Raw genomic sequence first — 25,500 nt, 5'->3', positions numbered from 1 at the left:
CTGATATAACGTCGATCCTCAACACGCAACAACGGCAACGGAATGCATATGAAACTGACGCCCCAGAGGCTGGTCGAGCTGGTGATGGCCAACCCCATCAATGCGCAAATGATCGAGCGCTTGCCAGCCCTTGGCCTGGAGCAATGCCTGCTGACCGCCGGCTGCCTGTTCCAGGCTGTATGGAATCATCAGGCCGGATTAACCGCCGACTGGGGAGTGAAGGATTACGACGTGTTCTATTTCGACACGGATGTGTCCTGGGAAGCCGAGAATGAAGTCATTGCGCGCGCCGCCGAGCTTTTCCACGACCTGGGCGTGAATATTGAAGTGAAAAACCAGGCGCGTGTTCACCTGTGGTACCCGCAGCGATTCGGCATGCCTTACCCCCAGTTGCGCTCAGCCAAGGCCGGGGTGGATCGCTACCTGGTGGCGGGTACTTGTATCGCCTTGGCAGCAGACACTGGCGAAATCTATGCGCCCTACGGCCTGGCCGATACCGAACAGGGAATTCTGCGGCTCAACCCCATCACCCCGCAGCCAGGACTGTTCGAACATAAAGCCAGGAGCTATCAGGCTCGTTGGCCATGGCTCAGGATTGAACACACCTCGACCGGGCACTAGGCGCTGGTTTGCCAGCGCTTACTGTACGTGGCTACCCCTACGATAGTGATAATCCAAAGGCTTTAACTCGGGTCTTTGCGCGACATGGGCAGGTGATTTTGCTGTTCCGCCTGCGGCCATGATGCCACAATGCCATTTTGTCGCAGCATTGGATCAGGCAAATCAAATGAATGGCCTTGGGCGTGGGCAGGACCAGGATTTTTTCATCGAAGAGCAGGTGCGTACTGATCGCCTGCATCAGCTGTTTCGCCAATCCTTCTCTGCGGTTTTTGGCAGTTATCTGGCCGCGGGCATGCTGTGCTGGCTGTGCTGGGACCGGCTTGATCCCCGGCTGATGATCGGTTGGCTGGTATTGCTGGCAGGCTCGTCGCTCCTGCGTTTGTCGATGTTTCTCCAGTATTTTCGCAGCCCCCGTAGCGAGCGCACACCGCAACGCTGGGAGCGTCATTATTGGATCACCCTGGTGCTGTCGGCCGGTATCTGGGGCATAGGGGCCTTTGCCGTGATGCCCGCCGATGATCGGTTGACCCAGGCGCTGGTCATGCTCTTTGCCGTGGGCATGTCGGTCAGCGCGGTGTCGTGCTACTCGGCCTACCGCTACATGACTATGGTGTCCATGGCGCTGGTGTTGTTGCCGTGTACCCTGTGGTTGCTGTTTCAACCGTCCAAGATGCAGCTGGGCATGGCGATCGCCGTGCTGGTGTTCTCATCATTTGTGGTGGGCGCCTCGCGTAAATTGTCCGAGGCGCTGGAGACGGCCTTTCGCCTGACCCGTGAAATAGAGCGTGCCCACAGTATTTCAACGCGCGCGGCGCAGACCGACGAACTCACCGGGCTGATGAACCGCCGGGCATTCTTCGATAAAGCCCAGGTGCTGTATGACCAATGCACACGCACCCATCAGCCGCTGTGTGCGCTGATGCTGGATATGGATCACTTCAAGGCCATCAACGACACCTACGGCCACCAGGCCGGGGACCGGGTATTACGGCAGATTGGCCAGGTGATCAGCGCCTCCTTTCGCCAGGCGGATATCCACGGCCGCCTGGGGGGCGAGGAGTTCGCGGTGTTGTTGCCCGATACGACCCTTGAAGTGGCGCGCGACATCGGCGAGCAACTGATCCGCGCCATTGCCGGCTTAAGCATCGACCCGGTGCACGGCTTGAGTGCGAGCCTGGGAGTGGCCTCGACCCATGCCGTGGGTGACGACTTGCAGCACTTGATGAACACCGCCGACAAAGCCCTGTACCGCGCCAAGGCCATGGGGCGCAACCAGGTGGCGGTCGCGTCCTAGCAACCAGCCTTTTGTAGGAGCGAGTTTGCTCGCGAAGAGCGTTAACGATAACGCGTGCTGACGGGATAGGCGCGGTGCTCTTGCGTTTTTCGCGAGCCCGATCGCTCCTGCAAGTCAGTCTTTGCCCATGGCCTTGGCCAGCACCCGTGAGACCTGGTCGGCGGAGTAGGGCTTGGCGAGGAACTCGAAGCCGTCATAGCCGCACTTGGCCAACTCCTCGCTGTAGCCCGAGGTCAGGATCACGGGCAGCTCGGGTCGTCGCCGGCGCAACTCCCTGGCCAGCGCCACGCCGCCCATGCCCGGCATTACCACGTCGGAAAACACCCCGTCGAACGCCCGTGCATCCGGGCCGATCATCTCCAGCGCTTCTTCGGCATGGGTGGCCCAGACCGTCTGGTAACCCAGGTCTTGCAGGATCTGGTTGGCGAAGCGGCCCACTTCCAGGTTGTCCTCCACGATCAGGATGCGCCGCCGCACGGCGTCCGGGTCCAGTTCGAGCGGGGCCTGGACGGTGCAGTCCAGGAGCGCCTCGGGCTCCACCTGTGGCAGGTACAAGGTAAACACCGTGCCCTGGCCGAGCACGCTGGCGACATCGACGTTGCCCCCCGATTGCTTGGCGAACCCGAACACCTGCGACAGGCCAAGCCCAGTGCCTTTGCCGACCTCCTTGGTGGTGAAGAACGGCTCGAAGATACGTTCAAAGGTCGCCTTGGCAATCCCGCTGCCCGTGTCCGCCAGGGAGATCGCCACGAAGGGTTTGCCTGAACCACCGTGCCCGCGTATGCACGGCAGCGGCTGGTCTCTTTCAAGGCGCAGCACCAGCGTGCCCTGGCCGTCCATCGCATCCCGGGCGTTGAGGGCAATGTTGATCAAGGCGGTTTCAAACTGGCTGGAATCCGCGCAGACGTGACAGGCCCGTTCAGGCAATTCGACGCTGACATGAATCCGCGCGCCAGTAACTGTCTCCAACATGTCGCCGATGTTCTGCACGCGCTGGCCCACGTTGAACACTTGCGGGTTCAGCGGTTGGCGCCGGGCGAAGGCGAGCAATTGGCTGGTCAGTTTACTGGCGCGTTCTACGGTATCGGACACGGCACTCATGTAGCGCTGGCGGCGTTCTTCGGGCAGGTTGGGCATGCGCAGGAAATCGACCGACGAGCGGATGATGGTCAGCAGGTTATTGAAGTCGTGGGCCACGCCACCGGTCAACTGGCCAATGGCTTCGAGCTTCTGGGACTGGCGCAACGCCGCTTCCGTCTGGTTGAGCAAGGTGGTGCGTTCCATGACCCGTTGCTCCAGGGTCGCATTCAAATCGGCCAGCGCCGACAGGCCTTCGCGCACGATGGCATCGGCGCGTACTCGTTCGATATGGGCCCAGGAGCGTTCTGTGACTTCACCCAGCAGCGCCAGGTCGTAGGACGACCAGCGGCGCGGGACGCGGTCGTGAATGGCCATGAGCGCGGTCAAGCGCCCGGACTTGATCAGCGGCATGCAAATCGTCGCCGTCACGCCAATGGCCTGGAAGGTCGCGGCGTCCTCGGGCGTCAGTTCCGTCAGGTTGTCATTGATGATCAGCGGCTCGCCGGCCTGCAGGCGCTTGACCGCCAATTGGCCGAAGTCGGCCAGGCGATAGTGCCCGACGATGCTGGGCGAACCTTCTGCGGCCCAGTTGCCGCGAATGGTAAAGCCGTCTTCATCGGCTTCCATGTCGGCATAGGCACAGTTGGACAGGTTCAGGTGGGTCGCCAGCACCCGTGTGGTGGCCGCCATGATCGCCGCCGGATCGGTGGCATTGGCCACACCGTTGCCGATCGCATCCAGCACGGCGAGGCGGCGGGCCATGAACACGGCGTTGGTGGTCTCGGTGACGGTATCGAGCATGCCCACGACCTTGCCATGAGGATCGCGGATCGGGCTGTAGCAAAAGGTGAAATAGGCCTGTTCCGGCGCATCACCACGCTCGATGATCAGCGCAAAGTCTTCGATAAACGTGGCCCGGCCTTCGAATGCAGCGTCGGCGATGGGGCTGATCTGGCTCCAGGCTTCCTGCCAGATAGCACTGAAGGGCTGGCCCAGGGTTTCGGACTTGTTGCCGAGGATCGGCAGGAACGCATCGTTATATAAGGTGATCAGCTCAGGCCCCCAGACCACCGCCTGGGGGAAATGCGAAGCAAGACTCAACGAAACGGTGGTCTTGAGTACATCCGGCCATTGATCGATTGGCCCCAGAGGGGTGTTGGCCCAGTCATGGCGGCGAACCCGTTCGGCCATTTCACCGCAATCTTGCAGCCAGTCTGTCATTTGCTGATTACCCTGTTTGTCGCACTTTGCTGTATTTCATCGCAATGCCAAGCAACAGACCCGGACAGCGCGGGCCAGTTCAGCACTATTGCGTGCCTAATAGCGCCGTCCAGTAGATGCCTGCATCGCTCTTGGGATCCAGCCCATAGGCGGCGCCCAATTCGCGAAACTGTGGGTTCATCAGGTTGGCACAGTGACCGGGGCTGGCGAGCCAGCCATCGACCACTTTGCGCGGCGTATCCAGGCCGGCTGCAATGTTTTCACCGATCTGTTGGGCCACATAGCCCGCCAGTTCCGCACGGTCCCCGGGTGTGCGGCCGTCGCGGTCCAGATGGTCGAAGAAGTTGTTGTTGGCCATGTTGCGCGCATGGCTGTCGGCGGCGCCTGCCAACTGAGCGTTCCAGGCCAGCGGTGTAGTCGCGGCGAAGGTCTGCGTGCCACATTGGCGAGGTTGGTTGCGGGCGGCATTGACCATCTCCAGCAACTGCTGGCCGGCAGTCTCGGAGCTGGCCAGGCCGCGACTCAACAGCGGACGGGCGAGGACAATGCGCCAGTCCTGGCCACTGTTGCTGACGCCAATATCGACGAATTGCGGGTCCAGCACCACCCGGCAGAAACTCTCACGCACCGCTTTCATTGCCGATTGCGAGTCGCGAGGACCGGTCAGGCTGATCGCCTGCACATTGACCATGGGGTAGGCCACTTGGGCCAGGGCTTGCTGCAAGTCGCCAACATTGTTGACCGGCAACACCAGGCGCGGGTCGACCGCCAGCGGCGGCAATTCCTGGGAACCCTGGTCGCCGCAGCGCTGCACCTGGCTGCGGTATTGGTTGATCGAGTCGATCAATTGACTCTCTTCGCTCGCCGACGCCGTGGCGCAAAACACCAGACTGGCGGCCAGCGTCGTAACACCTATCATCAATGACAGAACGCGCATGGACGTTTCCCTTGAGCATGAAAGTGCCCATGATGCGCGATGAAGGGGCGCAGATGCACCCCTTGGGCAACATTTTGCCCTCAGTTCTTGAATGCCGAGTGCTTGCGGCCCTGGTCACACAGGGCAAACACCACCACCAACACCGAGGCGATGGCGAGGATGATCACTACGCCGTCCGTCGAGTGGGTGGTCGAGGCGGCCACCATCGACAGGGCCCCCAGCGGCGCCAGGCCCCCGGCGATGGCCGTACCGATCTCACGCCCGGTGCCGAAGCCCGAAGAACGGGTCTGGGTCGGGAACTGGCGGCTGAGGAACGAGCCCTGTGGGGCGAACATCATCGGCGCGAGGATCCCGGTGCCGATCCCGATGGCCAGGTAGATCATCAGGCTTTCACCGGTGTTCAACAGCGCCAGGAACGGGTAGGCGAACAGCAGCGACAACACACCGCCGAGTACCAGCACCGACTTGCTGCTCCACTTGTCACACAGCCAGCCGAAGCACGGCACAGCGACAATGGCCACCAGGCTTGCGATGGTCACCGACAACGAAGTGACATGTACGTCGACACCCTTGAACTGCGTCAGGTAGGCCAGGGAGAAGGTCTTGAAGATGTAGCTCAGGGCGTTGTAGCCAATTGCCACGAAAAACACCACCGCCAGGCCCTTGAGGTCATTCTTGAACAGGGCCTTGAGCGGTGAGACCTTGGCTTTGGCAGGCTCTTTGCTCAACTCCTTGAACTCCGGGGTTTCCGGGATGCTGTTACGCACCCACAGGCCCACACCCACCAGGGCGATGCTGCAGATAAACGGGATGCGCCAGCCGCCTGCCAGGAGGAACTCATTGCCATTGATGGTCAGCAGGTACACGGTCAGCGACGACAACAACAGGCCCAGGTTCAACCCCAGTGCCGGCCAGGCACCCTGGCTGCCACGCTTGCCTTCTGACGCATGCTCGTAGGACGTGACCGCCGCGCCGGACAACTCGGCGCCGGCGCCCAGGCCCTGGATGATGCGGACAAATACCAGAATGATCGGCGCCCAGATGCCAATCGAGGCATAGCTGGGGATCAGGCCGATCAGCGTGGTGCACACGCCCATCATGCAGAAGGTCAACACCAGCACATGTTTACGGCCGAACTTGTCGCCCAGGTAGCCGAATAGAATGCCGCCGAAGGGGCGGGCGATAAAGCCGATGGCGAAGGTGGAGAAGGCCATCAGGGTCGCGGTCTTCGGGTCACTGTTATCAAAGAAAATCTTCGAAAACACAATCGCCGCCATGGTCGCGTAGAGGTAGAAGTCATACCACTCCAGCATCGAACCGAAGATGGTGGCGGCAGCGACCTTGCGCAGGCGTTTCTTGGTTTGTGCCGGGGTTTCCACCGTGGCGGGGTTGTGGGCTTTTGCCGTCATGCTGTACTTCCTTCTCAGTCATTATATTTATTAGGGTGTTGCAAACGCGGGCGAGACAGCTCCCACAGAGGATTTGTGTCAGGGCTTTCAGTTGGCCTTGAACATGCGGTCGGCGATCATTTCGCCAATCGGAATGGCAGAGGTGGCCGCCGGTGACGGCGCGTTACACACATGCAACATGCGTGGCGTCTGGGCGAACAGGAAGTCATGTACCAAGGTGCCGTCGCGCATCACCGCCTGGGCGCGGATCCCGGCCTCGTAGGGCAGCAGGTCGTCGATCTCCAGGGATGGGCAATACTTGCGGCATTGCTCCAGGTAGCCGGACTTGAACAACGAATTCTTCATTTCCACGCTGCCGGAGCCGAGGTTCTGCCAGATGGTTTTCCAGAACCCGGGGAAACGCGCGTACTCGGCCACATCCTTCCAGTTGACGGAAAACTTCTTGTAGTTCTCCCGGCCCAGGCCCAGTACGGCATTGGGGCCAACGGTGACGCTGCCATCGATCATGCGGGTGAGGTGTACCCCCAGAAACGGCAGTTCAGGGTCAGGGATCGGGTAGATCAAATGGTTGACGATGTTGTTTTTCGACGCCGGCAAGCGGAAGTACTCGCCACGGAACGGGATGATCTGGTGATCGATATCGATTCCGGCCAGGGTCGCCAGGCGATCCGACTGCAGGCCGGCACACACCACCAGGTGCCGCGCCTGCCAGGCGCCGTCGTGGGTGCTGACGGTGACTTTGTCGGTGTCTTCGCTAATCGCGGTCACGGTTTTTTCCAGGCAGATCTCGCCACCATTGCGGCGAATCACCGCGGCCATGGTTTCGCAGACCTGGCGGTAGTCGACGATCCCGGTGGCGTCGAGGAACAGCCCACCCAGGCCGACGATATTCGGCTCGCGGGCGCGCAGTTGATCCGCGTCCAGGCGCTCGACGTTCATCCCGTTGAGTTGCGAGCGTGCATAGAGCGCTTCCATGCGCTGCACTTCCAGGGCCGTGGAGGCCACCAGCAATTTGCCGCACACCTCGAACTTGATCCCGTGTTCGCGGCAGAATTGTTTGGTGGCCTCGGCGCCGCGCTTGCACAAGTCGGCCTTGAGGCTGCCGGGTGCGTAGTAGATGCCGGCATGGATCACGCCGCTGTTATGGCCGGTCTGGTGCTTGGCCAGCACCGGTTCCTTTTCCAGGATCACCAGTGACGCGTTGGGCTGGCGCTTGAGCAGCTCCATCGCGGTGGCTAGGCCGACAATGCCGCCGCCGATGATGCAAAAGTCATAAATCATGTGTGGGGCTACCTAAATCAATACATTTCAGTCTGCTTATCAGGTTGTCAGACTAATGTTTTTGTTAAAAAAACGACGCGCCCGCAGGTACGCTTCATCGGTATCGGGTCGATCAGTGGGTCGCGGGCAGTTCCAGTTGCAGGCGTTTGGCGGCAGCGCGCAAATGCGCTTCGGCGGCAGCGGCGGCGCCTTGGGGATCTGCGTCGAGGATTGCCTGGTACAGCGCCTGGTGTTCCTCGGTGGCATCCGCCGAGCCGCTGGCAAAGCGCGAGGCTGAGTTCTCCCAGGCGGTCTTGCGCGCGCTGGCCAACTGGTTGCGCAAAAAGTCGTGGAAGGCCACGAAGTATTCGTTTTTGCTGGCGTCGGCGATGGCTCGGTGAAACTCCACGTCGGCGAGGGCGGCGGCTGCAAAGTCTGCGCGCTTGTCGTGCATTTCCTGCAGGGCGCGTTTCATGCGCTGCAGGTCGCCCGCGTCGCGGCGTTGGGCGGCAATGGAGGCTGCCTGGGTTTCGATCCATAGGCGCACTTCAAACATTTGCGCGAGGTCAGGACGTCGGCCGTTCTTTTCCGGAAAGCGGAACACCGTGCCGGCCGGGGTCTGCGAAATGAACGAGCCCAGGCCACGCCGGGCGGTGAGTACGCCATCGGCCTTGAGCTGGGCAATCGCCTCGCGCACCACCGAGCGGCTGACATTCAACTGTTCAGCCAGTTGCTGTTCGGTAGGCAGGCGCGACTCGGGCGCCAGTTGTCCGGAGTCAATCTCGGCCCGTATGGCGCTGACAACACGCACGACGAGGGAATCTGGACGCTGGAGCTCAAGCATGACGAAACCTAGGTGATCAGGTTGTCAGACAATAGCCGTTACGATTTTCCCTTGTCAAGGCGCCGTGCTGGCCTGCAGCGTTTTTACCCGGCGCGCGAAGGCCAGCAGCAGTGCCAGCGCAACCAGCCCCGAGGCCACCCAAAAGGTCATGCGCAACCCGTGGCCCACGGCGATGGGGAGGGCGGAGTGGATATCGCCTGTGCTCCAGGCAAACACCGCGCCCAACGCCCACGCGCCGATGATCAAGCCCAGATTGCGCGACAGGTTCAGCCAGCCGGCAATCACCCCGCGTCGATCCGCCGATACATGACTCATCACTGCGGTGTTGTTGGCCGCCTGGAATTGCGCGTAGCCCAGGGTGAGGATGACCAATGCGCCGATATAACCTGTGATGCCCAGGGGCATCAACGCCAGCACCAGGCAGCCTGCCAGCATGCACAACAGGCCACCAAGCGTCGTGGCATAGCTGCCGCAGCGGTCAGTCAGGCGCCCGGCCGGCATGCCCGCCAGCGCCGCGATACACGGGCCGACGGCCATCGTCAGGCCCATTTGCGCGGGATCGAGTCCCAGGCCATGGCTCAGGTAGAACGGCCCGGCGACCAGGGTGGTCATCATCACGGCCGCCACCAGCGTACTCATGCCCAGCCCGGCGCCCAGGGCCCGATCATGCAGTGCCGCGAAAACACTGGAACGCCCCGCGGCTGATGTCTGTGGATTGCTGTCGGCCAGTGTGCGGTGTACCAGCACCCACGCCAGGGCGGCCAACGGCAACATGATCAGAAACAGCGCGCGCCAGCCAGATGCCGCGATCAGCGCGCCACCGATGGCCGGCCCCAGGCCGGTGCCCACCGCCGACAGCGTCCCCAGCAAACCCATGACGCGGCCTGTCTGCGCCTTGGGCACGGTGGCCGCGACCAGCGCCATGGTCATTGCCAGCATGATCGCCGCGCCAAACCCTTGCAGCGCCCGCGCCGCGACCAGCATACCGAGGGAGGGCGCGGCACTGCACAGGACGCAAGCCACGGCGAAGAGCATCACCCCCGTCAGCAACAGGCGGCGGTGTCCGAGCCGATCCCCCAGGCGCCCGACGCTCACCAGTACCGCAGTAATCGCCAGCAAATAACTCAGCACCACCCACTGCACCGCTGCAAAAGGTGCAGCAAAGGTCTCGGCCATCTGGGGCAGGCCGACATTGGCAATACTGGTGCCCAGTGAAGCCAGCAACATGCACAACGACAAGCCGGCGAGCGCGCCGCGTGGGGTAGGGGACGTCATGGGCATTTCTCGTTCTGCTCCGTGGTTGTTGCCCGCACTCTACGGCCTCGCCTAACATGGCGGTAGACGCAGTAGTTGCACTCTATATGTGCGTCAAACGCCTGATGAGGATCATCCTGTGTCGCTGCCTGACTTCAACCTGTTGGTCACCCTGGACGTGCTGCTGGCCGAAGGCAGTGTCGCCCGTGCCGCTCAACGCCTGGGCCTGAGCCCGTCGGCCATGAGCCGCGCGCTGGCCCGCTTGCGGGAAACCACCGGCGACCCCTTACTGGTGCGTGCAGGCCGGGGACTGGTACCGACCCCACGCGCCCTGGAGTTGCGCGAGCAGGTCAGCCAACTGGTGCAGGATGCCCAAGTGCTGCTGCGTCCACATCAGGCACTGGACCTCAAGGGCCTGGTGCGCACCTTCGTGCTGCGCACCAGCGAAGGTTTTGTCGAAAGTTTCGGCCCTGCGCTGATCGCCCGTGTCGCCGAAGAAGCACCCGGCGTGCGCCTGCATTTCGTCCATAAATCCGGCCACGATGGCACGCCGCTGCGCGACAGCGGTGTGGATCTGGAAACCGGTGTGGTCGATAGCACGGCCAACCCAGAAGTGCTGACCCAATTGCTGTTTCGCGACCGTTTTATCGGTGTGGTCCGCGCCGGCCACCCACTGAGCCAAGGCCCTATCACCACCGCGCGCTACGCCGCCGGCCGGCATGTCTACGTGTCCCGGCGCGGGCGCGAGCGCGGGCAGATTGACGATGCGCTTGAGGCCTTGCACCTGACGCGAGACGTGGCGACCATCGTCACCGGCTTCTCTACGGCCGTGGCCTTGGCACAAAGGAGCGACCTGATCGCCAGCGTTCCCGAGCGCTATACCAGCGGCCTGCGCGATGGCCTGTGCAGTTTTGCCCTGCCGGTTGAGGTGCCACCGTTCAGCGTGGCAATGCTCTGGCATCCACGCCTGGATGCCGACCTCGCGCATCGTTGGTTGCGCGGTTGTTTGCGCCAGGTCTGTGGCGCAGAACAGGTACAATCCCCACCGCCTTGATACGAAATACCAGGAAACAGGAATTCGATGTTCACCCTTACCCATTACGCCGCCCCATGCCCCGAGCCGGTCAATAGCCAGATCCTGCAGATGGTGGTCGACTACCTGACCGATATCAGCATGGTCGCCATCCCGCCGAGCAACCTGCTGTACAACGTCTACCAGTATGCAATCGGCTACGAAGTGCACCTGTACCTGGAGGCGCTGGGTGGGTCCAAGGGCATTGCGGTCGAGCTGATTGTGGCGACGGATGAGCAGGACCCGGCCAAGGTCATCGGCTTCTTGCTGTACCTGCCGGTCAAGGACGATCCCGAGGCTTGCGGCGTGGCCTACATGGCCGTGCATGCCAGCCACCGCCGGCAGGGCGTGGCACGGGCAATGATGGATGAGATGCTCAGCCGTTACCCCCATGGCGAATTGACCTGCGCCGTGGAAAAAGTCCCGGCGTTCGAGGCCATGGGCTTTCAGGTGCGTGGTGTGCGTGGCACCCAAGTGTTGATGAATACACGTGACTACAGCACCGATGGCCTGATGGGCGTATTGGATGTGGCGTCGATCTATAGCTCGCTGGAAGTGCGGCAGATCCACACTTACCTGCTACAGAAGCACGGCAAGCGCGCGATGATTGACGCCGAGAAACAGCGTGACCGGCATTTCGACCAGATGAGCCGCAAGGCCCAACTGTTTGTGCAGTCCCGGCAGGCGTAGCTGCCTGTTCTTTGAGTACTAGGCGGACGCAGTTGCGTCAGGCGCTGGTTTCGATGGCAACAAACAGAGTGCATCCGGATCCATAGGAACTGTTTTTGTTTCTCGGCCACTAGTGATTACTAGCCCGTACACGCTGCAACAGAGATGCAGCCGAGGCTGGTAAAACTATTGCCAATGGAGAAAAACATGTCTTCGATTTCCGCCAATACCCCAGGAATACTTGCTCCTACCATCGATACCTCACAGAACAAACCCACTGCGTTCGATGCACGGCTGGAGACGTTGGATAATGTTGAAAAACACAAATTAGAAAACGAGCAATCGGCGAACAATAACGAGAGTCAAGGCTCTGACAAAGAACAAAAGTTCACATTTAAAACGCCGGGTGGCGGCACTTATACTTGGTAAGCCATGTATGTGACGCCTGTCACCGGTTTGCCCGGTGACAGGCCTAGTTTTCTCGAAACAAGTCATGGGCATCCAGCAATCGATACGCAATTTCCGGCCGTCTCTCCAGCCCTTTGCGAATCGCCGCCGGAATCGACTGCCGGGTCTTGCGACACAGCCCCGGCAGTTCATCGATCACGATCTGGATCCCGCGCATGCTTTTGACTTCGGTATGCCCTGGGGCGATGTGTACGCCGATGCCCAATTGCTGGTGCATCAGGTGTTGCATACGTTCCAGGTCTGCCAGGCTTTGCAGGTTCTCCAGGCGGTCGAGCAGTTTCTTTTCTTCCTGGCGGGTCAGTTGCAGGATGCGCTGGTCGGTGCCAGGCACATCCAGCAGTTGTTCGCGCGCGCAGTCACACACGGTAGGTGGGCAGGGTTGGCGAATTGTCATGATCACTCCCTCCCCACGCGGGTGCTGACGGCTTAGTAGGTCAATTGCACGCCCAGGCTGCCCAGGGCGTTCCAGTACTCAGGATAGGTCTTGCCCACGCAGTCGGGGTCCTGAATCCGGATGCCCGAGACTTTCAGGCCTGCCAGCGCAAAGCACATGGCGATGCGGTGGTCGGCATGGGTGTCGATCAGCGCGGTGCAGGCCGTGCCCGCCAACGCGGGGTCGCTGGCCACCAGCAAGTCATCACCGATAATGGTCGCCAGCCCCGGGCGGATTTCGTTGAGGCCGTCATGCAAGGCCTGGACGCGGTCGCATTCCTTGACCCGCAGGTTGGCCAGTTCGGTGAAGCGCACCGGGGTGTTGTTGAACGCTGCCAGCACCGCCAGCGTCGGGATGGCGTCTTGCATCTGCGAGCCGACGACCGTGGCTGGCATCTGCGGGAATTGGGCGATCACCGCCTGGGCCTTGGCATCGGGCTGGGTGAAGTCCTGTGCCGCAACACCGAGGTCAATGCTGCCGCCAGTGAGCACTTCGGCCGCCCACAAGTAGGTGGCCGCGGAGGCGTCGGGTTCGATCAGGTAATCATTGGCGATGTAGCCGGTAGGGGCCACGCGCCAGGTGCTTTCGTTGACCACTTCCACCTGGGCGCCAAACGCGCGCATGCAGTCCAGGGTCAGGTCGACGTAACCACGGGCGCCGATGTCTTTGCCGGTCAACGCCACTTCGATCGGTGCTTCGCCACAGGCGGCAAGCATCAACAGCGCCGAGACGTATTGGCTGGACAGGCCGCCATCGATTTCGAAGCGCTTGGCCTGGACGCGGCCAGTGCCATGCACGGTCACGGGTGGGCAGCCGGTGGGGCTTTCAACCTGGATGCCGTTCTGGTTCAGGGTCGCCAGCAGCGGGCCGATCGGGCGCTTGCGCATGTACTCGTCACCGTCCAGTACCACGGTGCCTTCCACGGTCGCCACGGCGGCCGTGAGAAAACGCATCGCGGTGCCGGCGTTGCCGAGGAACAGCGGTTGTGCCGGCAACTGCAGCTGGCCATGGCCGGTAACGACGAAGGTCACATCATCCGGCTCATCAATGGTCACGCCCATCTGGCGCAAGGCCACGGACATATGCCGGGTGTCATCGCTTTTCAGCGCTCCGCTCAGGCGGCTGGTGCCCTTGGCCAGGGCTGCCAGCAGCAGGGCGCGGTTGGTAATGGATTTGGAGCCGGGAGGCGCTACCTTGCCGTGCAATGGAAAGTTGGGCGGTGTCACGGTCACGGTTTTCTGCGAACTCAAGGTACAAGGCTCCTGATTCAAGGCGCGGTGGCTGGGAGTGGCCGGCTGGCGGAGACGAATAATCGACCATCTGGCGGGGCAGGGTCAAATCATGCCGTGGGTTTAACCGCGTTGGGTCAACCAATAGGCATGCAGGGCCCTGGCCGCCGGTTCGATGCGGGCCACCTGTTGTTGATGGGCTGCGACATCCAGGTCCGCCGGCAATTCGAAATTGTCCTGCTCGGCACACCAGGAAATGGCTTCCAACTGGGCGGCGTGCTCGGCCGGCAGGGCTGGCCATTGGCTGATCGCCGCGCCACGGATATAGCCAAAGCACCATTCCTCGGCGAGGGTCAGCGGCAGGTCCTGATGTTCGGTGTGTTCAAAGCGTGCCTGGAAACCCTGGGCATCGCTGGCCAACTGCTGGGCAATGTTATTCATATGGCGTGTGCACAGGTCGATGAACTTCTCCAGTTCTGCCTTGCTTTCCCAGGCTGGGATCTGGTCACCCCAGATGGCCGGGAACCAGATGGCGACGTCCATCGCAGCCGGGCCGGACACCAGGGCGGTGAAGTAGCCATCGAGTTCGGCCAGGTTCAACACCGAGTTGTCGTCGCCATACTTGAGCAGAATGTCTTCGATGAACTCGAAATCGGCAGGGGCGAGGGCTTGGTCGTGCATGAACATATCCTTTGAGCGTCAAGCGCCGCAGATAAGGCGGCGTAAAGCGCGGAGGATGGCGCGAGTCGGCGTTTAAATCCAGTGCTAGATCACCTTCACCGCACGACCAATCGCCTGGATCGGCCCGGTGGGCTTGCCAGTCGGCGAGCCGTTGGGGCCTTCCAGGGTCATCTCGAACAGTTGGTTGGGCGCCAGCGGCGGCAGTTTATCCAGGGGGATCGACAGGCTCTGCCCCGGCTTGACGAGCCCGAGGGAAACCGGGCCTTGCCAGTCATCACCCTTGGTCCAGAACTCCAATGCCTTGTCGGCCGGTATCTGCATCACGCCCAGTGGAATCAGTTGGATATGCTGATCGTTGCTGGCCTGGATCACCCAGCCCGGCGCCTGGCTCTGTGGCGCCATCAGCACCACGACATAGGCGGTGGGATTGACTGCGCCGGGGCGGCTCAGCAGCAGCGCAGCCAGGACCAGGCTGGCCAACAGGCCTGCACCGGCCAGGCCACGCCACAGGGCGAGCAGGTTCCACCACGGCACCGACGGTGCAGCGTCCACAGTGTGATGGCCCAGGCTGCGTTCGATGCGCCGCCATAGATTGGGCGACGGCGCCACTGGCTCGGCCAGTTCGGTCAGGGGCAGCAGGCGCTGTTCCCAGGCATCCACCGCCGCGCGCAACGGCGCATCGTGTTCCAGGCGTTGCTGCACGTGCAGGCGTTGCTCGGGCGCCAGGGTGCCCAGCACGTATTCGCTGGCCAGTTCGTCCAATTCGTCAGGTGTCATGCCATGCACTCACGCAATGCCGCAAGGCTGCGTTTGATCCAGGCTTTGACAGTCCCCAATGGGGTGCCCAGTTTCTGTGCGATTTCACTGTGGGACAGGCCGTCGACATACGCATGCAATAGGCAACTGCGACGCGACGGTTCCAGGTGATCCAGGCACTGGTAAACCTTGCCGCTACGGGCGCGGTACTCGAAATGCTCGACACTGGGCTCTGCTACCAGTGTGTGTTCGTGCTCGTCACTGAGCGCAACTTCGCGACCGGTCTTGCGCATAAAGTTGAGCGCCCTATGCCGGGTCACGCTGTAGACCCAGCCACGGGCCGAACCCCGGCTCGGGTCGAAACCGCCGGCGCCGTTCCAGATATTGATAAAGGCGTCATGCACGATGTCCTCCGCCAGGGCTGTGTCCCGTGCGATACGCTTGGCCACGCCGAGCAGACGGGCGCAATCGTGTTCATACAACTGACGCAAGGCTTGCTGTTCGCCGCGGGCGCAGGCCAATAGGCAGGCTTCATAGTCAAAGAGAGGTTCGGGCAAGGCAGGGGCCGCCATTTCAGGGTCAAACCCCGGCCGTGAGTGGCCGGGGGCTATCGCAGCAGCTTAGACGACTTTGCTTTGCGGGCGGATCATTTGGCCGCCCAGAAGATGTAGTCCGCCTGGTACTTCACCACTGCCCGCTTGCCTTTGTTGGCGGTGCTGCATTCGGCACTCGGTGCTACGCCGCCCTTGAGCGCCACGCGCTGGATAAAGCTGACACCGGTCATTGCACCCTGGCCCTCAGCCGGATTGGCCTTGACCAGTTGATAAGGCAGGTTGCCCGCGCTGGACGGCGCTACGGCCAACTGCGTGCCGGTGACTTTCGAACCATCCTTGGCCTGCCAGGTGGCGGGCGGGCCGAAGTAAGTACCCACCTGTTTGCCGCTACGGTCATTGAGCACGGCCTTGGGGCCGACGAAGACCCATTCGGTCTGGCCGGCAGCGTTGGCCTTGTCACGACATTCGTAGGTGATTTCGCCGACACCGGTGGTTTCCATGGTCACCTTGTGTCCGTCCGGCACCTTGATGCTGTCGGGCAGACTGGTCTGGGCAAAGGCCGCTGGTGCGGCGAGCAGCAGGCAGGTCAGGCAGAGCAGGGGTTTAGTGTTCATCGGTGTCTCTCCGTCAGGGTGAACAGCAGAGCAGCGCTGTGGCTACTCCCTGTACTACTCACGGTGTGGCGGATTGGATGCACGCCAGGACAAATAAATCTGCAAGACAAAAAGGAATAAAGTCAGATCGTATTGGTATAAGTCGTTATAAGAAAAATCGCTATGCTGCCGCCAGAATTTTATAAGGCCGCAGGTAGTTGTAATGGATGTGGGTAATTTTGGTTTCGTAGTGGCGGGCCTGATCGTTGGTTTTATCGTTGGCATGACCGGTGTGGGGGGCGGGTCGCTCATGACCCCGATCCTGTTGTGGTTCGGCATCAACCCGGCCACGGCCGTGGGCACCGACCTGTTGTATGCGGCTATCACCAAGGCGGGCGGGGTGCTGGTGCATGGCAAGAACAAGAACATCGACTGGACCATCACCGGTTGGCTGACCCTGGGCAGCGTCCCGGCGGTGTTGCTGACGCTGTGGTTCCTCAAGAGCCTGCACACCGATCCCAGCGCGATGAACGAGGTGATCAAACAAGCCCTGGGCGTGGTGCTGTTGCTGACGGCCCTGGCGATCCTGTTCAAGAAAAAGCTCTTGGCCTTTGCCCAGCGCCATGCCGGCGACAGCTACCATATGAGCCCGCGCAACCTCAACGGGCTGACAGTATTCACCGGCGCGATCCTCGGCACCATGGTCGCCCTGACCTCCATCGGGGCCGGCGCGCTGGGCACCGTGGCGCTGTTTATCCTGTACCCGTTCCTGGCCACCAAGCGCCTGGTGGGCACCGAAATCGCCCACGCCGTACCGCTGACCCTGGTCGCAGGCCTAGGGCATGCGAGCATGGGTAACATGGACTGGCATTTGTTGGGGTTCTTGCTGATGGGTTCGCTGCCGGGCATCTATTTCGGCAGCCACATGTCAGGCCGGGTGCCGGACGAACTGCTGCGCCCGTGCCTGGCGGTGATGCTGGGGTTGATTGGCTTCAAGCTGGCGTTCTGAGCCAAGCCGCACGCAGGGTGTCAGGTACCGAGCGTTATCGTTGACGATTATCGCTGGCAAGCCAGTTCCTACAAGGGCGTGTACTTTTGTAGGAGTCGGCTTGCCGGCGATGGCGCCCGCCAGGGCACCGCACATCATGCCTTGTGCGACTTATCCAGCCACTCCACCGCTGTACGCCAGATACAAATCCCCAGGAAATACGCCGACATCAACAACCACAAACCCATGGTCAACGTGTTGGTGTACGGCTGGTCGATCACCAGCAACAGGCTGCACAGTAGCCAGACCGTGGTCACCGCAATGTTGATCGGCATAAAGCGCTTGACCCGGAATGGGTGCAGGAACTTCATCGGCGTCACCGTCAGCAGCGCCAGGCCGATCACCGTGGCCAGGGTGATCCAGGCGGGTGGATCGATGATGTAGACACACAGCGCCACCACGTTCCAGGCGGCGGGGAAGCCCTGGAAGTAGTTGTCCTTGCTCTTCATGTTGACGTTGCAGAAGCAGAACAGCGATGACACCAGGATCACCGAGACGGTGAACAGGTGGGTGAAGTCCGGCAGGTCGATATAGCGGTAGATAAACAGCGCCGGGATAAACACATACGTCAGGTAATCGATCACCAGGTCCAGCACCGAGCCGTCGAAGCTCGGCAGCACGGTCTGCACATTGACCCGTCGCGCCAGCGACCCATCCACGCCGTCCACGATCAACGCCAGGCCCAGCCACAGCAGGCAGGCCTTGGGTTGGTTCTCCAGCAGCGCCAGCGTCGCGAGGAAGGCCAGCACCACGCCGGTGGCGGTAAAACCATGGGCGCCCCAGGCTTTGAGTCTGGCTACATGCAGGGTCGATATCACAGGGGCGTTCTCCAAAAGGTGAAACACGGCAGCCGACGGCGATTGAGCGTCGAATCTGGCCAAGGGATGCAGGTATCGACCGGAAAGGTGGGGATAAGGTTCACCACCACGGCGTTAGGTTTAGCGTAGCAAGCGTTGACACATTCGGCATCAACCCTGACGGAACACCAGGGCCTTCAAGCCGCTTTGCGGGTCGATATCGGGAAACTCCGGTGGGTTTTCCAGGCGCTGCTCAAAGCGCAGCGCTGGTGCTTCGCGGGTGACGCCCTCGATCAGGAAGTCTTCGCCCAGCGCTGGGTCGTTCATGCAGGCCAATACCGTGCCCTGGGGTGTCAGCAGGTCCGGCAGGCGCCGCAGCACACGCTGGTAATCCTTGGTCAGCAGAAAGCTGCCCTTTTGAAACGACGGCGGGTCGATGATCACCAGGTCATAGGGCCCGCTGCCCGTGACCTTGGCCCAGGACTTGAACAAGTCATGCCCCAAAAAGCTCACCTTGCCCAGGTCATGGCCATTGAGCCGATGATTGTCGCGGCCCCGGCTCAGGGCGCCACGGGCCATGTCGAGGTTGACCACATGTTCGGCCCCGCCCTCGATGGCGGCCACGGAAAACCCGCAGGTATAGGCAAACAGGTTCAGCACCCGCAGGTCGCGTGCGTGTTCGCGCACCCAGTTGCGGCCGTAGCGCATGTCGAGGAACAGCCCGCTGTTCTGCTTTTTGCCCAGGTCGATGCGATAGCGCAGGCCGCCTTCGGTGATGGTCAATTCCTCGACCATCTGCCCCCACAACCATTCGGTGGTGCTTTGCGGCAGGTAGCGATGTTGCAACGCCAGGGTGTGGGCGCCGGCCTGCTGCCATTCGTTGCTGGTGCAGAGGTCGCGCAGCAAGTGCTGCAAGGCATCCAGTTGCACCGCCTCGGGTTCCTTGAACAACGAGACCAGCACCACGCCTTGCAGCCAATCCACGGTCAGTTGTTCCAGACCCGGCCAGCAGCGGCCCCGGCCGTGGAACAGGCGACGGGTTTCTGCGGGTACGTCGCGCAGGGCGGCGAGCAGATGAGTGTGGAGCAGGGCGAGGGCGTCTGGGGTCATCGGGCAGTGTCGATCGTTGAGCGGGCGGCATTTTAAACACAATTGCGGTGTTTCAGGTGCCTGAAGCACAACGTGCTTTTAATCAGCTGCATTTGAGCATTTCGTGCTGCAAATCGCCCAGCAATCTACCCAGAACAGTCAAAAAATCCTTTTGGGCAGACATAAACTGGAAAAAACAGCTCGGAGGTGCCCATGAACGGTTTCGTAAAGACAGTCAATCACTCAGCCATTGACCAGCAGGAGCTCACCGAGTGGCGCGACGCCCTGCAATCCTTGGTGCGCCATGCGGGCCCTGAGCGCGCGCGGGAGATCCTCGATATGCTGGCCGACGCCGGCAACACCCCGGCCATCGGCTGGAAGCCGCGCCATGGCACGCCGTACATCAACAGTATCGACGTGGATCAGCAGCCACACTTCCCCGGCGACCTGGCCACTGAAGAGCGTCTGGCCTCGTTGGTCCGCTGGAATGCCCTGGCCATGGTGGTGCGGGCCAACCAGGCCTATGGCGAACTGGGTGGCCATATCGCCAGCTATGCCAGCGCGGCGGACCTGTTTGAAGTGGGCTTCAACCATTTCTTCCGTGCGCGCCACAACAATGAGGGCGGCGACCTGGTGTTCTACCAGCCCCATTCCGCGCCCGGCATCTATGCGCGGGCGTTTCTTGAAGGCCGCTTGAGCGAGCAGGACCTGGCCCATTACCGACAGGAACTGGGCGCCGTCAAGGCGGGTGCCCGTGGCCTGTCCAGCTACCCGCACCCGTGGTTGATGCCGGACTTCTGGCAGTTCCCCACCGGCTCCATGGGCATCGGCCCGATCAGCTCGATTTTCCAGGCGCGCTTTATGCGTTACCTGCACCATCGTGGCTTGCAAGACACCACCGACCGCCACGTGTGGGGCGTGTTCGGCGATGGCGAGATGGACGAGCCGGAAAGCATGTCGGCCCTGACCCTGGCCGCCCGCGAAGGCCTGGACAACCTGACCTGGGTGGTCAACTGCAACCTGCAACGCCTCGATGGCCCGGTGCGCGGCAATGGGCGGATTATCGATGAATTAGAGGCGCTGTTTGCCGGTGCCGGCTGGAACGTGATCAAGCTGGTCTGGGGTTCGGACTGGGACGCCTTGCTGGCCAAGGATGAAGACGGTGCGTTGGTGCGCACCTTGTCCCAGACCGTGGACGGGCAGTTCCAGACCTTTGCTGCCAAGGACGGTGCCTATAACCGTGAGCACTTCTTCGGCCAGAGTGAATCCCTGGCCAAGCTGGCGGCGGGCTTGAGCGATGAGCAGATCGACCGCCTCAAGCGCGGCGGCCACGACATGCTGAAAATCCATGCCGCCTACCACGCCGCGCGCCGGGTCAAGGGGCGCCCTACGGTGATCCTGGCCCAGACCAAGAAAGGCTTCGGCATGGGCGAGGCCGGGCAGGGCAAGATGACCACCCACCAGCAGAAAAAACTCGACCGCGAGGCGTTGATCGGTTTTCGTAACCGCTTCCAGTTGCCCTTGACCGACGAGCAGACCGAATCCCTGAGTTTCTACAAACCTGCCGCCGACAGCTTGGAAATGCGCTACCTGCACCAGCGTCGCGCCGCCCTCGGCGGCTATGTGCCCAGCCGCAGCCAGGGCGCCGAGCCGGTGCCCGTTCCGCCCGTGAGTGGCTACGCCGGTTTTGCCACCCAGGCTGAAGGCAAGGAAATGTCCACCACCATGGCCTTTGTGCGGATGCTCAGCAACCTGCTCAAAGACAAGGCCCTGGGCCCGCGGATCGTGCCGATTGTCGCCGACGAAGCGCGCACCTTTGGCATGGCCAACCTGTTCAAGCAGATCGGCATCTACTCCAGCGTCGGCCAGCGCTACGAGCCGGAAGATATCGGCTCGATCCTCAGCTATCGCGAAGCAACCGATGGGCAGATCCTTGAAGAAGGTATCAGCGAAGCCAGCGCCATCAGTTCCTGGGTCGCGGCGGCCACCAGTTACTCGGTACATGGTTTGCGCATGCTGCCGTTCTACATCTACTACTCGATGTTCGGCTTTCAGCGCGTGGGCGACCTGATCTGGGCCGCCGCCGACCAGCGCGCCCGGGGCTTCTTGCTCGGAGCCACGGCGGGCCGTACCACCCTGGGCGGTGAGGGGTTACAGCATCAAGACGGCAGCAGCCACCTGATGGCCGCGACCGTGCCCAACTGCCGCGCCTACGACCCGGCGTTCGCCGGCGAATTTGCGGTGATTCTCGACCACGGCATGCGCCAGATGCTTGAGCACGATGTGGACGAGTTCTACTACGTGACCCTGATGAATGAAAACTACCCGCAGCCGAGCCTGCCGGCGGGCGTCGAAGCAGCGATTATCAAGGGCATGTATCGCCTCGACGGCAGTGCCGGCGCCAAGGTGCGCCTGCTTGGCTCCGGCACGCTGGTGCGCGAGGCCCAGGCTGCCGCGCAGTTGCTGGCCGACGATTGGCAGGTCGACAGCGAGGTGTTCAGCGTGACCAGCTTCAGTGAACTGGCCCGCGAGGCGCGTGAGGTGGAGCGCTACAATCGCCTGCATCCGCTGCAAGCCCCACAGCGCAGCCACCTGGCAACCTGCCTGCCGCTAGGCGCGCCAGTGGTGGCGGTGTCGGACTATGTGCGCGCAGTGCCACAGATGATCGGTTCATACCTGGGGTCGAGCTACACCGTGCTGGGGACCGATGGCTTCGGGCGCAGCGACACCCGTGCGGCGTTACGCGACTTTTTTGAGGTGGACCGTCACCACATCGTCCTCGCTGCGCTGGCGGCCTTGGTGGAGAAGGGCAGCCTGGAGGCGCAGGTGTGCCAGCAGGCGATTGAGCGCTATGGCCTGCACACCGAGCGGGCGGCGTCCTGGACCCACTGACCCTCAAGGTAAATGAGGAACAAATGTGGGAGCGGGCTTGCTCGCGAAAGCGGTGGGTCAGTCACCTATGCACCAACTGACCCACCGCTTTCGCGAGCAAGCCCGCTCCCACACAAGCCCGCTCCTACAGGGTTTTTCGGTGTGTTTTAGAGAGTGGCAATCAACGCCGGCCCAAACGCCTCACGCAAAAACTGCGGCGCGATGTAGCGCTGGTAATGCGCCTCTGACAACAGGAAAAACTCCCGGTCAATCGCATCGCGCAAATCCGCCAGGTGCCGCTCGCGAAACTCCGGCAGCAGCGCCAGGCCATAGGCATCGAGCCTGGAAATCACCCGCGCACCGCGGGCAATCAACTGATAAGCCCAGCAGTAAGGTGACTGGTGCGGCATAAAACGGATCTTGCGCTCCTCCAACTGCTGGCGCAGGCGTGGGGCATCCAGCACTTGCAGCTTGCTGGCCATGACTTGCACCAGTAACTGTTCAAGGCGCAGCCAGACCGCTTGTTTTTCCTCGGCGCTGTAGCCGTTCCACTGAATGACTTCATGGTGATATCGCTTGCAGCCACGGCAGACCAGGTCGCCATAAACGGTGGAACACAGGCCGACGCACGGCGTCTTGATGGTTTGATTTGGCATAAAAACCGCGTCTTTCCTAATCCACGACAAAAGGGTTCACAGGCGCTCCAGGGCGCTGAACTGCTGGTTCAACCATTGATACAACTGGGTGACTGCCCGTGACATCTGCCCGCGATGGGGGCAGGCAAAACTCAAGGGGTACACATCACCGGGAATCTCGGGCAACAGCACCACCAGGCGCTGGGCCTGCACATCGGCGTATACATCCAGCCAGCATTTGTAGGCGATGCCTTCACCTGCCACCGCCCAGCGCCGCACCACATCGGCGTCGTCACTGAACAAGGGGCCGGCGACCTGCACGGTCTGCTCGCCCAGTTCCCAACGGTCGTGAAGGCGACCGTTTTGCAGGTACAACAGACACGGGTGGCGGGTTAGCTCGTTGATCGACGTGGGCGCACCGTGGCGCGCCACGTAATCCGGTGACGCCACCAGCACCCGGCGGTTCCAGGGGGCCAGGGGCAGGGCGATGTAGTTGGCGTCTGTGTTCCAGCCGTAACGCAGGGCGACGTCCACCGGGTCACGAAACAGGTTGGTGACCTGGTCCGACACCAGGAACCGTAAGGCCAGTTCAGGGTGCAGGCGCCGGAACTCGGTGAGCATCGGCAGCAGGATATTGCGCCCCAGGTCCGAAGGCGCAGCAATCTGCAGCGTGCCCCGCAGCGGCGCGTTATCGCCCCGCAAGCGTTCGCGACCCAGCTCCAGTTGTTCCAGCACGCCACGGGCGGTGGGCAGGTACTGTTCGCCCTCGGCACTCAAGCGCAGGCTGCGGGTGGTGCGGGTAAACAGGCGTACCTCCAGCTCCCGTTCCAGGCGCTTGATCGCCGCTGCCACCTGGCCTGGCAACAGATTCGCCTCCACGGCAGCCGCAGTGAAACTGCCCAAAGCGGCACTGCGCAGGAACAGGCCGAGATCATCGATGCGGATCATTTTCACTCCAAAAATGAAAGTGTTGCTGCATTTTGTCGATTTTTCTTCGCTCTGGGAACGGTAAAGATATAAGCCATCGAGGGCCATCGCCCCTCATCAACCGTGAGTCCCCATGAAAGCAATCTCCTTTACCCAACATGGCCTGCCCATTGACGACCCGCGCTCGCTGATCGACGTGAACATCGATGCTCCCCAGCCAGGCCCCAGGGACCTGCTGGTAGAAGTGCAGGCCGTGGCGGTCAACCCGGTCGATACCAAGGTGCGCTCCGGCACCTTCGCCAAGGAGCCGAAAATCCTCGGTTGGGATGCGGCGGGCATCGTGCGCCAGGTCGGCGCCGACGTCACCCTGTTCAAACCGGGCGACGCGGTGTACTACGCAGGTTCCTTGATCCGTTCCGGCAGCTACAGCGAATTCCAGGTGGTTGATGAGCGCATCGTCGGCCACCGGCCACGTACCCTGGATGCCGCCCACGCCGCCGCCTTGCCACTGACCTCGATCACCGCCTGGGAGTTGCTGTTCGATCGCCTTGGCGTGAGCGAAGGCGGCAGCGAGGGTGATGTGCTGTTGGTGGTCGGTGCCGGTGGCGGCGTGGGTTCGATCCTGGTGCAACTGGCCCGTCAACTGACAAAAATGACGGTGATCGGTACCGCCTCGCGCCCGGAGACTGTCGAGTGGGTCCAGCGCATGGGCGCCCATCATGTGATTGACCATCACCGGCCGATGCTGGCCCAGCTTCAAGCGCTGGGGGTTGATGGGGTCAGTCATGTTGCCAGCCTCACCCATACCCAGGAGTACCTTGCGCAACTGGTCGAAGTGCTGCGCCCCCAAGGGCGACTGGGTTTGATCGACGATCCCGCCAGCCTGGATGTCATGCCGCTCAAGCTCAAGTCCTTGTCCTTGCACTGGGAGCTGATGTTCACCCGCTCGCTGTTTGAAACAGCGGACATGATCCAGCAACACCATCTGCTCAACCGCGTTGCGCAACTGGTCGACCAAGGCGTGTTGCATACCACGCTGGGGGCGCATTTTGGGTCGATCAACGCGGCCAACATGCGCAGCGCCCATGCCCTGGTGGAAAGCGGCAAGGCGCGGGGCAAGATTGTGCTGGAGAATTTTCAATGAACACCCTGATCAAAGCCTTGGGCTTATCGCTGTGCGCAATGCTTGCCGGATGCGCCAGCCAATCTACCAATGGAGTCGCCAGCATGACCAAACCCTTGATATCCATCGCCGTACTCAAGGCCAAGCCAGGCCAGGAACAAGCGCTCAAGGCCGGTTTGCTGGCCCTGGTCGAGCCGACCCGTACCGAGCCAGGCAACCTGGATTACGTGTTGTTCGAACTGCGTGATGATCCCGGCACGTTCTATATGCGTGAAGCGTTCAAGAACCAGGCGGCCCTCGATGCGCACTTTGCGATGCCGTACTTCCAGCGCTTTGCCGCCACGGCGGATGACTTGCTCAACGAACCACTGAAACTGATCTTTCTTGAGCAAGTGTCCAACTGAGGCCGTACACCGCAACTGATTGTAGGAGCGAGCTTGCTCGCGAAAAACGCCTAGGCGCCGCGTTTATCCAGGATGCCTGCGTTATCGTTGACGATCTTCGCGAGCAAGCTCGCTCCTACTGGAGGTGGGTCGATCAATCCCAGCTCAACGCCCCACCGGTCTGATACTCGATCACTCGCGTCTCGAAGAAGTTCTTCTCTTTCTTCAAGTCCATGATCTCGCTCATCCACG

26 protein-coding genes are annotated in these 25,500 nt (G+C 61.7%); 9 read left to right on the top strand and 17 right to left on the bottom strand.

Features of this window, described 5'->3' with window-relative positions:
* Window positions 1-48 precede the first annotated feature (48 nt).
* Together H097_RS15240 and H097_RS15235 are read left to right on the top strand one after the other, a co-directional pair.
* Window positions 49-621 carry a nucleotidyltransferase family protein gene (locus H097_RS15240; protein WP_032860767.1) on the top strand — a complete coding sequence of 191 codons (573 nt, stop codon included), beginning with the start codon at window positions 49-51 and terminating at the stop codon, window positions 619-621.
* A gap of 166 nt (window positions 622-787) precedes the next feature.
* A complete protein-coding gene (locus tag H097_RS15235) occupies window positions 788-1,915 on the top strand; it encodes a diguanylate cyclase (RefSeq protein WP_032860766.1) in 1,128 nt (375 codons plus the stop codon).
* A 114-nt stretch (window positions 1,916-2,029) separates the two neighbouring features.
* On the opposite strand, the gene H097_RS15230 is transcribed toward H097_RS15235, so the two are convergent.
* The 6 genes from H097_RS15230 to H097_RS15205 form a co-directional block, all read right to left on the bottom strand.
* Window positions 2,030-4,216 carry a response regulator gene (locus H097_RS15230; RefSeq protein ID WP_032860765.1) on the bottom strand — a complete coding sequence of 729 codons (2,187 nt, stop codon included), beginning with the start codon at window positions 4,214-4,216 and terminating at the stop codon, window positions 2,030-2,032.
* An 85-nt stretch (window positions 4,217-4,301) separates the two neighbouring features.
* Entirely contained in the window at window positions 4,302-5,153 is an 852-nt protein-coding gene (locus H097_RS15225) for a CAP domain-containing protein (protein WP_032860764.1), read from the bottom strand.
* An 80-nt stretch (window positions 5,154-5,233) separates the two neighbouring features.
* On the bottom strand, window positions 5,234-6,562 hold the full coding sequence (locus H097_RS15220; protein ID WP_032860763.1) for an MFS transporter: 1,329 nt from the start codon (window positions 6,560-6,562) through the stop codon (window positions 5,234-5,236).
* An 87-nt stretch (window positions 6,563-6,649) separates the two neighbouring features.
* Complete coding sequence (gene lhgO / locus H097_RS15215; protein ID WP_032860762.1) at window positions 6,650-7,843, bottom strand: L-2-hydroxyglutarate oxidase; 1,194 nt, start codon at window positions 7,841-7,843, stop codon at window positions 6,650-6,652.
* A gap of 112 nt (window positions 7,844-7,955) precedes the next feature.
* Complete coding sequence (locus tag H097_RS15210; RefSeq protein ID WP_032860761.1) at window positions 7,956-8,666, bottom strand: FadR/GntR family transcriptional regulator; 711 nt, start codon at window positions 8,664-8,666, stop codon at window positions 7,956-7,958.
* Between the two features lie 54 nt (window positions 8,667-8,720).
* Window positions 8,721-9,941, bottom strand: a complete 1,221-nt coding sequence (locus H097_RS15205; RefSeq protein ID WP_032860760.1) for an MFS transporter — start codon at window positions 9,939-9,941, stop codon at window positions 8,721-8,723.
* A gap of 124 nt (window positions 9,942-10,065) precedes the next feature.
* Here H097_RS15205 and H097_RS15200 point away from each other — a divergent pair, with 124 nt between their 5' ends.
* From H097_RS15200 to H097_RS15190, 3 genes are all read left to right on the top strand, one after another.
* The gene (locus H097_RS15200) at window positions 10,066-10,974 is read left to right on the top strand and encodes a LysR family transcriptional regulator (RefSeq protein WP_082445615.1); all 909 of its coding nucleotides are present in this window, start codon (window positions 10,066-10,068) and stop codon (window positions 10,972-10,974) included.
* Between the two features lie 27 nt (window positions 10,975-11,001).
* Window positions 11,002-11,682, top strand: coding sequence for a GNAT family N-acetyltransferase (locus H097_RS15195; RefSeq protein ID WP_032860756.1), 681 nt, complete (start codon window positions 11,002-11,004; stop codon window positions 11,680-11,682).
* Window positions 11,683-11,868: 186 nt separating this feature from the next.
* The gene (locus H097_RS15190) at window positions 11,869-12,090 is read left to right on the top strand and encodes a hypothetical protein (RefSeq protein WP_032860755.1); all 222 of its coding nucleotides are present in this window, start codon (window positions 11,869-11,871) and stop codon (window positions 12,088-12,090) included.
* Between the two features lie 43 nt (window positions 12,091-12,133).
* On the opposite strand, the gene H097_RS15185 is transcribed toward H097_RS15190, so the two are convergent.
* The 6 genes from H097_RS15185 to H097_RS15160 all read right to left on the bottom strand — a co-directional run bounded on the left by H097_RS15185 (window position 12,134) and on the right by H097_RS15160 (window position 16,396).
* A complete protein-coding gene (locus H097_RS15185; protein ID WP_032860754.1) occupies window positions 12,134-12,523 on the bottom strand; it encodes a hypothetical protein in 390 nt (129 codons plus the stop codon).
* A 32-nt stretch (window positions 12,524-12,555) separates the two neighbouring features.
* A complete protein-coding gene (gene aroA, locus H097_RS15180) occupies window positions 12,556-13,812 on the bottom strand; it encodes a 3-phosphoshikimate 1-carboxyvinyltransferase (RefSeq protein WP_032860753.1) in 1,257 nt (418 codons plus the stop codon).
* Between the two features lie 102 nt (window positions 13,813-13,914).
* Complete coding sequence (locus tag H097_RS15175; RefSeq protein WP_032860752.1) at window positions 13,915-14,472, bottom strand: UPF0149 family protein; 558 nt, start codon at window positions 14,470-14,472, stop codon at window positions 13,915-13,917.
* Window positions 14,473-14,556: 84 nt separating this feature from the next.
* Window positions 14,557-15,249, bottom strand: a complete 693-nt coding sequence (locus H097_RS15170; protein ID WP_032860751.1) for an anti-sigma factor — start codon at window positions 15,247-15,249, stop codon at window positions 14,557-14,559.
* The gene (locus H097_RS15165; protein ID WP_032861099.1) at window positions 15,246-15,785 is read right to left on the bottom strand and encodes a sigma-70 family RNA polymerase sigma factor; all 540 of its coding nucleotides are present in this window, start codon (window positions 15,783-15,785) and stop codon (window positions 15,246-15,248) included. The genes H097_RS15170 and H097_RS15165 overlap by 4 nt, the downstream gene beginning before the upstream one ends.
* 89 nt (window positions 15,786-15,874) lie before the next feature.
* Window positions 15,875-16,396, bottom strand: a complete 522-nt coding sequence (locus tag H097_RS15160) for a DUF3455 domain-containing protein (protein WP_032860750.1) — start codon at window positions 16,394-16,396, stop codon at window positions 15,875-15,877.
* 202 nt (window positions 16,397-16,598) lie between these two features.
* Between H097_RS15160 and H097_RS15155 the strand changes: the two genes are divergently transcribed.
* Window positions 16,599-17,384, top strand: a complete 786-nt coding sequence (locus H097_RS15155; protein WP_032860749.1) for a sulfite exporter TauE/SafE family protein — start codon at window positions 16,599-16,601, stop codon at window positions 17,382-17,384.
* Window positions 17,385-17,518: 134 nt separating this feature from the next.
* Here H097_RS15155 and pcsA read toward each other — a convergent pair whose 3' ends face one another.
* Together pcsA and H097_RS15145 are read right to left on the bottom strand one after the other, a co-directional pair.
* Window positions 17,519-18,241: a phosphatidylcholine synthase gene (gene pcsA / locus H097_RS15150; RefSeq protein WP_032860748.1), complete on the bottom strand. Its 723-nt coding sequence runs from the start codon at window positions 18,239-18,241 to the stop codon at window positions 17,519-17,521.
* A gap of 150 nt (window positions 18,242-18,391) precedes the next feature.
* Window positions 18,392-19,330: a class I SAM-dependent methyltransferase gene (locus H097_RS15145; protein WP_032860746.1), complete on the bottom strand. Its 939-nt coding sequence runs from the start codon at window positions 19,328-19,330 to the stop codon at window positions 18,392-18,394.
* 192 nt (window positions 19,331-19,522) lie between these two features.
* Here H097_RS15145 and mdeB point away from each other — a divergent pair, with 192 nt between their 5' ends.
* Complete coding sequence (mdeB, locus tag H097_RS15140) at window positions 19,523-22,201, top strand: alpha-ketoglutarate dehydrogenase (RefSeq protein ID WP_032860744.1); 2,679 nt, start codon at window positions 19,523-19,525, stop codon at window positions 22,199-22,201.
* 146 nt (window positions 22,202-22,347) lie between these two features.
* Here the strand turns inward: mdeB and H097_RS15135 are convergent, their stop codons facing one another.
* Entirely contained in the window at window positions 22,348-22,836 is a 489-nt protein-coding gene (locus H097_RS15135) for a DUF1289 domain-containing protein (RefSeq protein ID WP_032860742.1), read from the bottom strand.
* A 36-nt stretch (window positions 22,837-22,872) separates the two neighbouring features.
* Window positions 22,873-23,763 carry a LysR substrate-binding domain-containing protein gene (locus tag H097_RS15130; RefSeq protein WP_032861098.1) on the bottom strand — a complete coding sequence of 297 codons (891 nt, stop codon included), beginning with the start codon at window positions 23,761-23,763 and terminating at the stop codon, window positions 22,873-22,875.
* A 112-nt stretch (window positions 23,764-23,875) separates the two neighbouring features.
* On the opposite strand from H097_RS15130, the gene H097_RS15125 reads away from it, so the two are divergent.
* Together H097_RS15125 and H097_RS15120 are read left to right on the top strand one after the other, a co-directional pair.
* Window positions 23,876-24,886 carry a zinc-binding alcohol dehydrogenase family protein gene (locus H097_RS15125; RefSeq protein ID WP_032860741.1) on the top strand — a complete coding sequence of 337 codons (1,011 nt, stop codon included), beginning with the start codon at window positions 23,876-23,878 and terminating at the stop codon, window positions 24,884-24,886.
* An 83-nt stretch (window positions 24,887-24,969) separates the two neighbouring features.
* The gene (locus tag H097_RS15120) at window positions 24,970-25,269 is read left to right on the top strand and encodes a putative quinol monooxygenase (RefSeq protein WP_032861097.1); all 300 of its coding nucleotides are present in this window, start codon (window positions 24,970-24,972) and stop codon (window positions 25,267-25,269) included.
* Between the two features lie 133 nt (window positions 25,270-25,402).
* On the opposite strand, the gene H097_RS28750 is transcribed toward H097_RS15120, so the two are convergent.
* On the bottom strand, window positions 25,403-25,500 hold a 98-nt coding region (locus tag H097_RS28750), incomplete at its 5' end, for a hypothetical protein (protein ID WP_240462694.1).

This window comes from Pseudomonas sp. FH4 (genome assembly GCF_000510915.2).
GTDB lineage: Bacteria > Pseudomonadota > Gammaproteobacteria > Pseudomonadales > Pseudomonadaceae > Aquipseudomonas > Aquipseudomonas brenneri.
The sequence above is the reverse complement of the archived record's forward strand: the minus strand, read 5'-3'. Positions and strand labels throughout refer to the sequence as shown.

Excerpts from the sequence above, each read along its gene's own strand:
- H097_RS15155 (WP_032860749.1), top strand. The coding sequence starts at position 16,599 with ATGGATGTGGGTAATTTTGGTTTCGTAGTGGCGGGCCTGATCGTTGGT.
- H097_RS15145 (WP_032860746.1), bottom strand. The coding sequence starts at position 19,330 with ATGACCCCAGACGCCCTCGCCCTGCTCCACACTCATCTGCTCGCCGCC.
- H097_RS15195 (WP_032860756.1), top strand. The coding sequence starts at position 11,002 with ATGTTCACCCTTACCCATTACGCCGCCCCATGCCCCGAGCCGGTCAAT.
- H097_RS15205 (WP_032860760.1), bottom strand. The coding sequence starts at position 9,941 with ATGACGTCCCCTACCCCACGCGGCGCGCTCGCCGGCTTGTCGTTGTGC.
- H097_RS15220 (WP_032860763.1), bottom strand. The coding sequence starts at position 6,562 with ATGACGGCAAAAGCCCACAACCCCGCCACGGTGGAAACCCCGGCACAA.
- H097_RS15135 (WP_032860742.1), bottom strand. The coding sequence starts at position 22,836 with ATGCCAAATCAAACCATCAAGACGCCGTGCGTCGGCCTGTGTTCCACC.
- H097_RS15125 (WP_032860741.1), top strand. The coding sequence starts at position 23,876 with ATGAAAGCAATCTCCTTTACCCAACATGGCCTGCCCATTGACGACCCG.
- H097_RS15240 (WP_032860767.1), top strand. The coding sequence starts at position 49 with ATGAAACTGACGCCCCAGAGGCTGGTCGAGCTGGTGATGGCCAACCCC.
- H097_RS15160 (WP_032860750.1), bottom strand. The coding sequence starts at position 16,396 with ATGAACACTAAACCCCTGCTCTGCCTGACCTGCCTGCTGCTCGCCGCA.
- H097_RS15130 (WP_032861098.1), bottom strand. The coding sequence starts at position 23,763 with ATGATCCGCATCGATGATCTCGGCCTGTTCCTGCGCAGTGCCGCTTTG.
- mdeB (WP_032860744.1), top strand. The coding sequence starts at position 19,523 with ATGAACGGTTTCGTAAAGACAGTCAATCACTCAGCCATTGACCAGCAG.
- H097_RS15210 (WP_032860761.1), bottom strand. The coding sequence starts at position 8,666 with ATGCTTGAGCTCCAGCGTCCAGATTCCCTCGTCGTGCGTGTTGTCAGC.
- H097_RS15175 (WP_032860752.1), bottom strand. The coding sequence starts at position 14,472 with ATGCACGACCAAGCCCTCGCCCCTGCCGATTTCGAGTTCATCGAAGAC.
- H097_RS15170 (WP_032860751.1), bottom strand. The coding sequence starts at position 15,249 with ATGACACCTGACGAATTGGACGAACTGGCCAGCGAATACGTGCTGGGC.
- H097_RS15225 (WP_032860764.1), bottom strand. The coding sequence starts at position 5,153 with ATGCGCGTTCTGTCATTGATGATAGGTGTTACGACGCTGGCCGCCAGT.
- H097_RS15230 (WP_032860765.1), bottom strand. The coding sequence starts at position 4,216 with ATGACAGACTGGCTGCAAGATTGCGGTGAAATGGCCGAACGGGTTCGC.
- H097_RS15235 (WP_032860766.1), top strand. The coding sequence starts at position 788 with ATGAATGGCCTTGGGCGTGGGCAGGACCAGGATTTTTTCATCGAAGAG.
- H097_RS15185 (WP_032860754.1), bottom strand. The coding sequence starts at position 12,523 with ATGACAATTCGCCAACCCTGCCCACCTACCGTGTGTGACTGCGCGCGC.
- lhgO (WP_032860762.1), bottom strand. The coding sequence starts at position 7,843 with ATGATTTATGACTTTTGCATCATCGGCGGCGGCATTGTCGGCCTAGCC.
- H097_RS15190 (WP_032860755.1), top strand. The coding sequence starts at position 11,869 with ATGTCTTCGATTTCCGCCAATACCCCAGGAATACTTGCTCCTACCATC.
- H097_RS15120 (WP_032861097.1), top strand. The coding sequence starts at position 24,970 with ATGACCAAACCCTTGATATCCATCGCCGTACTCAAGGCCAAGCCAGGC.